The organism is Kineosphaera limosa NBRC 100340, from assembly GCF_000298215.1.
Lineage (GTDB): Bacteria > Actinomycetota > Actinomycetes > Actinomycetales > Dermatophilaceae > Kineosphaera > Kineosphaera limosa.
This window is the reverse complement of record NZ_BAHD01000123.1, coordinates 1-7298: the sequence shown is the minus strand read 5'-3', so window position 1 is coordinate 7298 and position 7298 is coordinate 1. Positions and strand designations below refer to the sequence as shown.

The following is a 7298-nucleotide window of genomic DNA, read 5'->3' as shown; positions in this document are numbered from 1 at the left end:
CTTCCGGGGTACGAAGAAGGTAACGGGTGCAACGACGATAAGGGCGTTGCGTTCAGCCTCGTACTCCCAGTGCGAGGTGGGCAGGGCGGTGTTGTTGAGCGTCAACGACGTGACCTTGTCGAGGTCGTTGCCGGTGAACAGGAGGTCCGCGCCCTCGGCCGGGATCTTCTTCGAAGTCGACTGCAGACGGATCTTGGGCACGGCATAGGTGAACTTCGCCGCCTTGGACGGCAGGTCGTTGGCGGTGACGACGATCAGCCCAGTGGCCTTGGTCGTCGTCTCCTTGGCCGGCGCCTGGATGGTCAGCGAGGTGGCGGAGGCGTTGCCCACGGTCACCGGGGTGCCGTCGACCGTCACGGTGGCGTCGGTGGCGAAGCCGGTGCCGGTGATGGTGAGCAGGCCACCGTCCGGAGTCAGCGCCTTGGGCGCTACCGAGCGGATCACGGGGATCGCTGCATACCGGTACTGGGTGGCGGCAGTCGTCGTTGCATCGGGGGTAACGACTGAGACGTCGACGAGCGCGCCAGACTTGCCGGCCGGCGACTTGGGGGCCTTGAAGGTGATTGACGTGTCGCTCTTGGTAGCGATCTTGACCCGGGCCGACCCGACCATCACGTGCGTGGCCTGAGCGAAGCCCTGGCCGGTGAGCGTGATGGTGTCGCCACCGCCGACCTTGCCGGCGACCGGGGTCACCGCGGTGACGATGAGGCCGGAGCCGCCGTTGTCGGCGGCGACCAAGGCGGCCGGAGCGTTGACGCGACCGGCCCCACACCCGGAGCACACACCTCCGGTCGGCAGGGCCGAGGTGATGAGGGAGTTGCGGATCTGCACAGGGGTCAACGTGTTCTTGTAACTCTTGATGAGGGCGGCGACGCCCGCGACGTGCGGGGCCGCCATCGAGGTGCCCTGCATGGGGCCCCACGAGGTGGTGGTCGGCCCGACGGCGGAGACGATGTTAACCCCGGGAGCGCTGACGTTGACGGTGGCGCCGTAGTTGGAGAACAAGGCGCGTTTGCCGGTGCTGTCGATCGCGGCGACGTTGACGACGCCCCTGCAGCTGGCGGGAGTGTAGGTGCCGGAGGAGGAGTCGTTGCCGGCGGCCGTGATGACCGTGGCGCCGGCGGCGATGGCGGCGTCGATCGCAGCCTGCTCATACGGCGAGCAGGAGCCCTTGGAGCCCAGCGAGAGGTTGATGACGTCTGCCCGGTTGGCGTTAACCGGCAGGCCCGACACTTCCTGGCCGATGGCCCACTTGATGCCGTCGACCATGTCGAGGCCCGCGATGCCGCAGCCGCCGCCGACCCGCACCGGGATGATGCCGGCCTGGGGGGCGACGGCGGCGACGCTGCCCGCGACGTGCGTGCCGTGCCAGCTCTGCCGGGCGGCCGTGCCGTTGGAGCAGTTGCGGCCGGTCAGGTCGGGCTCGGTGGGGTCGGTGTCCCGCCCGGGCGTGGCGTCGTGGTCCTGCGCGCTGGCGGTGTCCGCGCCCTGCATCAGGCGGCCGGTGAAGGCCTCATGCCCGAGCACGATGCCGGTATCGAGCACGGCCACCGTCACGCCGCTGCCCCGCGTCTGGCCCCAGACACTGGTGGCCGCGACACCGGAGCCAGCGGCGCCCAGGCTCGGCCCGTTGGTGTACTCCGATGGTGCGAACGGGTGATAGACCCGCTCGGGGGTGGCGTACTCGACCTCGGCGCGCTCGTCGAGCGCGGCGGCGACCGCCGGGGCCTCCTGTGGCGTCGCACCCTCGACGAGGGAGGCGTCCGAGCCGACTGCCCGGACGCTGAGATCGACATCGACGTCGTCGCCGACCTGGGCGACGGGTCGGGCACCAGCCAGCGGGGCGCCGCCGGGGCCCGAGGCGAACTTGACGATGACGCGGCCGGTGAACTCTTCCTGCCCGCTCAAGGTGGGGGCCGGGGCGGCGGTGGGGTTGCCGGCGGGGATGGTCGCCGGGGCGGCAGCCTGCGCCGTGGGCGGCAGCCCCAGGGCGGCGGCGCTCAGGGCCGCCGCTGCGGCCAATGCGATCCAGCTGGTCGTCCGTGACATGGGCAGGCTCCTCCGTGCCTCACGTCCATGAGGCGCCATCCGTGGCGGTCCGCAGCGCGCTAGCGCCTCGCGGCCCGGGTTCCTCTCCCCTATCGGCACTACCGGCGGGTGCCCTGAGCATCGGTCCAGAACGTGTGACCCGATGCGCACGCGGCGCTGCCGCCGCGGTCGTCGTCGCCCCAGTGGTGGGCGTGCGAGCGGCGGCTACTTCATCTGGTTGATGCGGTCGACGAGTTCGTCGGTGGTGGTCATGACGCGCGAACTGGCGGTCAGGCCGCGCTGGGCCATGATGAGGTTGGTGAACTCGGCGCCCATGTCGACATTCGAGGCTTCGGTGACGCCGGAGATGAGGCGGCCGATCCCGTTCTGACCGCCGACACCCGTGATCGGCGCGCCCGAGGCCACGGTCTGCGCGAACTCGGAGTTGCCGACGCGCTCGAGGCCGGCGTTGTTGTTGAAGCGGGCCATTTGGATCGTGCCGAGGATCGTCGCCGGGCCGGCCGGGTTCAGGAGCGCCACCTGACCGCCCTGGCCGATGCTCAGGTGCGAGGCCTGACCACGGCCGGCGGGGGCGGTGATCGGCTGATTGTTCGTGCCCAGCACGGGCTTGCCGTCGCCGGCGCGCAGCGTGCCGTTGGCATCGAAGGTGAAGTTGCCGTTGCGGGTGTACACGGGTCCGTCGTTGCCGCGCAGCACGAAGTAGCCCTCGCCCTCGATGCCCATATCGGTGGCGATATTGGTGATCTTGAAGGCGCCCTGGCTGAAGTCGCCCTCGACTCCGGCGGTGCGCACCCCAAGGCCGATCATCGCGGCGTTGATGGCGCCGTTCGGCTGGGGGCGCGGCTGCATGTTCACGCCACGAGCCAGCGCCGTCAGCGTGTCCTCGAAGAGCGCCCGGCTCGCCTTAAAACCGTCGGAGTTGACGTTGGCGATGTTGTTGCTGGTCACGTCGATGTAGTTCTGATGCGACCGCAGGCCGGAGACGGCCACGTCGTACGAGCGGAACATGGTGGTGACGTCCTGTCGAAGAGGATGAATCAAGCGATGGGGTGCGCCGCCGCACGCCTAGACGGCGGCAGCGCACCCGACGAAGGTCAGATCAACGCTTCATGTTGATGAGGTCCTGCAAGACCTCATCGGAGGCGGTGACGACCTTGGAGTTCGACTGGAAGCCGCGCTGGGCCATGATGAGGTTCGTGAACTCGCCGGCGAGGTCCACGTTCGACATCTCCAGGGTCATCTGCGTGACCATGCCGCGGCCCTCCTCCGTGGGCTGGCCGATGAGCGCCTCGCCGGAGTTCAGCGTCTCGCGGAACATCGTGCCGCCGACCCGCTCCAGACCCGGCGGGTTGTTGAACTTCGCGAGGGCGATGATCGCGATCTCCTCACCCTCGGGGGTGTCCTCGTTGAAGCCCGTGATCGTGCCGTTCGGCGACACCTGCCAGGAGGTGTACTCCTCCGCCGAGATCTGAATGCGGCTGCCGACCTCGCCGTCGCCTTCCAGCACGTAGCTGCCGTCGGACGTCACGAGCCAGCCTTCCTTGTCCAGGGAGAACGCGCCGTTACGGGTGAAGAATCGCTCGCCGCCGCGCTCGATGACGAAGAAGCCGTCACCCTGAATCGCCATGTCGGTCGGCACGTTGGTGACCTGCAGGCCGCCCTGGGTGAAGTTGCCGAGAATCTGGCCGAGCCGCACGCCCAGGCCGATCTGCGTGGGGTTCATACCGCCGACGCCGCCCTCATCGTTGGGCGCGGCCGCGTTGCGCACGACCTGGCTCAGGCTGTCTTCGAAGACCGCGCGGGTGCTCTTGTACCCGTGCGTGTTGACGTTCGCGATGTTGTTACCGGTGACGTCGAGGTAGATCTGGTGGTTGCGCAGACCGCTCACGGCCGACCACATCGAACGAATCATGGGGACTTTCCTCCTGCCGGCCTTCGGGCCCGGCTGTTGCATGCCAGTTGGGGGGACGGGGTGTCCGTCGGTCGGTGCAGGGGCCGGAGGGAAGCCTGGCTGCGGTGGTCCGTCATCCGTGACGGGGGCGGAGTGTCATCCATGACTGCGCCATGAGGTCACCTTGTGGGCGTCCCGCCGGCGCGTTCGACAAGTCGCCTCAGGCGGTGCTCGTCGCGGTCGAGGGGGTGCCCGTGTCGCCCGGTGCGGCCGGTGCGTCCGTGCCGGTGCCGGGAGTGCCGGTGTCACCAGGGGTGGAGCCCGTACCGCCGGTCGATCCGGTGGTCTGGTTGGTGGAGCCCGAGGGGTTGGGCGCCGGAGTGGTCGGTGTGCCGTCGGGAGCGCCCGCAGCCTTCACGGCCACGACGGCCGTCAGCGGCACGTCCTTGCCGTCAACGCTCAAGATCGGCCCCGTCTTGTCGAATCTGACCGATTCGACAACGCCCGTGATCTTCGTCTCCGGGTTCTTGGCATCCGCATAGGTCACTGTGCGGCCGACGAGGGAGACGCCGCTGTTCATCCGCTGCTCCATGAGCATCGAGACGTACGCGGTGGCCATCTCCTTCTCGGTCTCGGCGAGCGACTGCGTGGCCTTGACCATGTTGTCGACGTTGGTCGACATCTCGTTCATCCGCTCGACCATCGCCAGGGAGGCCGTCTGCTGCATCATCGCGGCGGTGTCCATGGGCTTGCTCGGGTCCTGGTACTTCAGCTGGGCGACGAGCAGCTTGATGAACATGTCGCCGTCCATCTTGTTGCTGGCCTGTGAGTTGACCCGCTTGGCCAGGTCCAATGCCTCCTGGCTGGGGGTCGCGACCCACGACTTGGTGGCCGGGTCCCAGGTGGCCTTGGCCTGCGGCAGTCGGTAGGTCGTGCCGTCCGGCTGCGTGATGGTGACGTACGTGGTTTCGGGCGCCGGAGTCGTGGTCGGCGCGGTCCCGCTGGTGGGGGCGACGGACATGGCTCTCTCCTTAGACGCGCACGTCGAGGGTTTCGCCCTCGACGCCCGCGGGGGTGGTCGAACGGTTGATGACGACGTCGCTGTCGCGGTCGCCCAAGTACGCGGAGTGGCCGGAGCCACCTCCCTGGCCGCCGTGGCCGCCGTGGCCGGTGCCGCCGTGGCCGGCATCTGAGCCACCGAGGCCGGCCTGCTCGCTCTGCTGGCCCCAGCGACGGGCGGACTCACCGCGGTCGCCGCCCACGTCGAGCTGCCCGGTGCGCAGGCCCATCTGCTGCAGGTCCTGACGCAGCTGGTCGAGGTTGCCGCGCAGCAGATCGCTCGTGCGGTTGTCGATGGCCAGCATCTGGATGCTCACCTCACCGCCGCGCATCTCGACCATGATCCGCACGTTGCCCAGGTGCGCCGGCGTGAGGTTGAGCTGCACCTGGTACGAGCCGTCGGGTCCGCGCAGCATGCCGCCGACAGCCGACGCGATCTGCTGGTGCGGCATGGTGCCCGGCGCGCCGGTGAGCACGGCCGACGGTGTCGGCTGCACCGGGCCCGCGGTCGGCTGGCTCGGCAGGGTGAAGGGCACGGCCCGCTCCCCCGCCGCCGCCGCGCTCACGGCATCGTCGCGGACCGGTGCGCTGGGCACGGTCCTGGTCATCGGGGGCACCACGACCGGCGCAACCGGAGGCGCGGTGGCGGTGGAGGGGGGCGTGGTCGCCGATGCGGCCGGTGTGTCGGCACGCGTCGCCGTCGGCTGCGGCCCGAGCACGGTCTCGCCGACGAGCGGCGCCATCGCGCCGGTCGGGGCGGGCACCGAGATGGGCCCCGTCTGCGGCACGCTGACGATCGGAGTCGGGCTGGGCACCCGGTCGGTGGCCGGCGCCGGGATGATGCGCGGCAGTTCGCCGTCGGGGGCCGCGTCGTTCGGGGTCTCCGGCGGCTTGGGCACCGGGATCGTCTCGTCGGACGGCTGGTCCGAGTCGTTCGGTGCCTCGCCGCTGGGGTCCTGCGTCGGCGGCGTCACGGTGGGCGCCGGGTCGTCGCCGGTGCCATCGGTCGGCTGCGGACCGGAGGCCGGGGGCTGGGGCGCGACCGGCAACGGAGCAGGATCGGCGACAGCCTCCCCCCACGTGGTCGTCGGCGGGGCCGAGTCGGGATTGGTCGGCACCGGGTTAGTCGGCGCAGGGTTGATCGGCACCGGGTTGATGGGCACAGGGTTGATCGGCGCGGGGCTCGTCGGAGCCGGGTCGGCCAGCACCGGGGACGTCGGCACGGAGCTGCTCGGTACCGGGCTGGTCGGTGCCGGGCTCGACTGCCCGGGGTTCGCCGGTGCCGGAGCGGTCGCCTCCGCAGATCCCGCCGAGGGCGCCGGGGTGGCGCCGGGGGCCGCAGTCGGGGCCGTGGGCACCGGCACGTCGGCCTCGGAGGATGTCGGTGAGCCCGCCGTCGAGGTGCTGGTTGGGAGTGCGCTCTGGCCGGCCGAGGCGATCGCCGAGGCTGCGCCCGCAGCGTCCGCGAGCTGGCCGGTCGCGCCGGCCGCAGCGGGCGCGACAGGTGTGGCGGCAGCCGTCAGCGGTGTCGACACCTGGGCGCTGTGGGAGCCGGTGGCCCCCCACCCAGAAGTGGCCGATGCCGGGTCGGCTGGCGCGCCGGCGGCGAACGCGGCAGCCGTCGACGCCCCAGGCGCTGTGCTGACCGACGACCGGGTCGAGCCCGCAGCCGCGGCGCCGCTCGCATCGGCAGCCTCGTCCGCACCCGATGGGCCGGCCGGCAGCCCCGCCCCACCGGTCGCGGCCTCAGTCGCGAACCCGGCGCCGGGGGCGGTCGCGGTGCTCGCCACCCCCATCCGAGCGGTAGCGGCGGACAGCGTCAAGGAGTCACCGGAGTCGTCGGCCGGTGCCAAACCGGTGGTCGAAGCCTGGGCGACCGACGACGCTGCGGGCAGAGTCGCGTCCACCCCGCGTTGGTTCGAGGCACCGAGTGCACCAGCGGTCGCGACGCCGAAGGCGCCGGCTGCACCCTCCTCGCCGGCCGTCAGCACACTGTTCTGTGCAGCTGCGACGGCCTGCGCGGCCACCTGCCCTTGCGCGTCGGCGGTCGCGACCGCGCCGTCGGGGGTCTCCACGACCTTCGCCGGGTCCACGGTGGCCGCAAGCCCGGCCGCGGCCTTGGTCGAGTCAGTGGTCGAGTTCGTGGTCGAGTTCGAGGTCGACTCAGAGGCGGAGCTCGCCGACGCGCCCCGGTTCGCCTTCGCGGTGCCGCCGTCAGCGAGTCCCGCGGGCCGGGCGGTGTCGGCGCGCCCACCGGGCGACTGCTGGGAGACCCCGAAGGCGGCCCCGCGCAGCCAGG

General features: G+C 71.0%; 5 protein-coding genes. All 5 read right to left on the bottom strand.

Annotated features, from left to right (window positions below):
- The coding region (locus KILIM_RS22955) for a S8 family serine peptidase (protein WP_006594829.1) at nt 1–2049 on the bottom strand (2049 nt) is incomplete at its 3' end.
- 204 nt (nt 2050–2253) lie between these two features.
- Nucleotides 2254–3057, bottom strand: a complete 804-nt coding sequence (locus KILIM_RS21270; protein WP_006594828.1) for a flagellar hook-basal body protein — start codon at nt 3055–3057, stop codon at nt 2254–2256.
- Between the two features lie 91 nt (nt 3058–3148).
- Nucleotides 3149–3961: a flagellar hook-basal body complex protein gene (locus KILIM_RS21265; protein WP_006594827.1), complete on the bottom strand. Its 813-nt coding sequence runs from the start codon at nt 3959–3961 to the stop codon at nt 3149–3151.
- 199 nt (nt 3962–4160) lie between these two features.
- Nucleotides 4161–4961 carry a flagellar hook assembly protein FlgD gene (locus tag KILIM_RS24245; RefSeq protein WP_006594826.1) on the bottom strand — a complete coding sequence of 267 codons (801 nt, stop codon included), beginning with the start codon at nt 4959–4961 and terminating at the stop codon, nt 4161–4163.
- A gap of 10 nt (nt 4962–4971) precedes the next feature.
- A partial coding sequence (locus KILIM_RS24240) for a flagellar hook-length control protein FliK (protein WP_006594825.1) occupies nt 4972–7298 on the bottom strand: 2327 nt, incomplete at its 5' end.

Coding starts and splice junctions, on each gene's coding strand:
- KILIM_RS21270 (WP_006594828.1), bottom strand. CDS start 3,057: ATGTTCCGCTCGTACGACGTGGCCGTCTCCGGCCTGCGGTCGCATCAG.
- KILIM_RS21265 (WP_006594827.1), bottom strand. CDS start 3,961: ATGATTCGTTCGATGTGGTCGGCCGTGAGCGGTCTGCGCAACCACCAG.
- KILIM_RS24245 (WP_006594826.1), bottom strand. CDS start 4,961: ATGTCCGTCGCCCCCACCAGCGGGACCGCGCCGACCACGACTCCGGCG.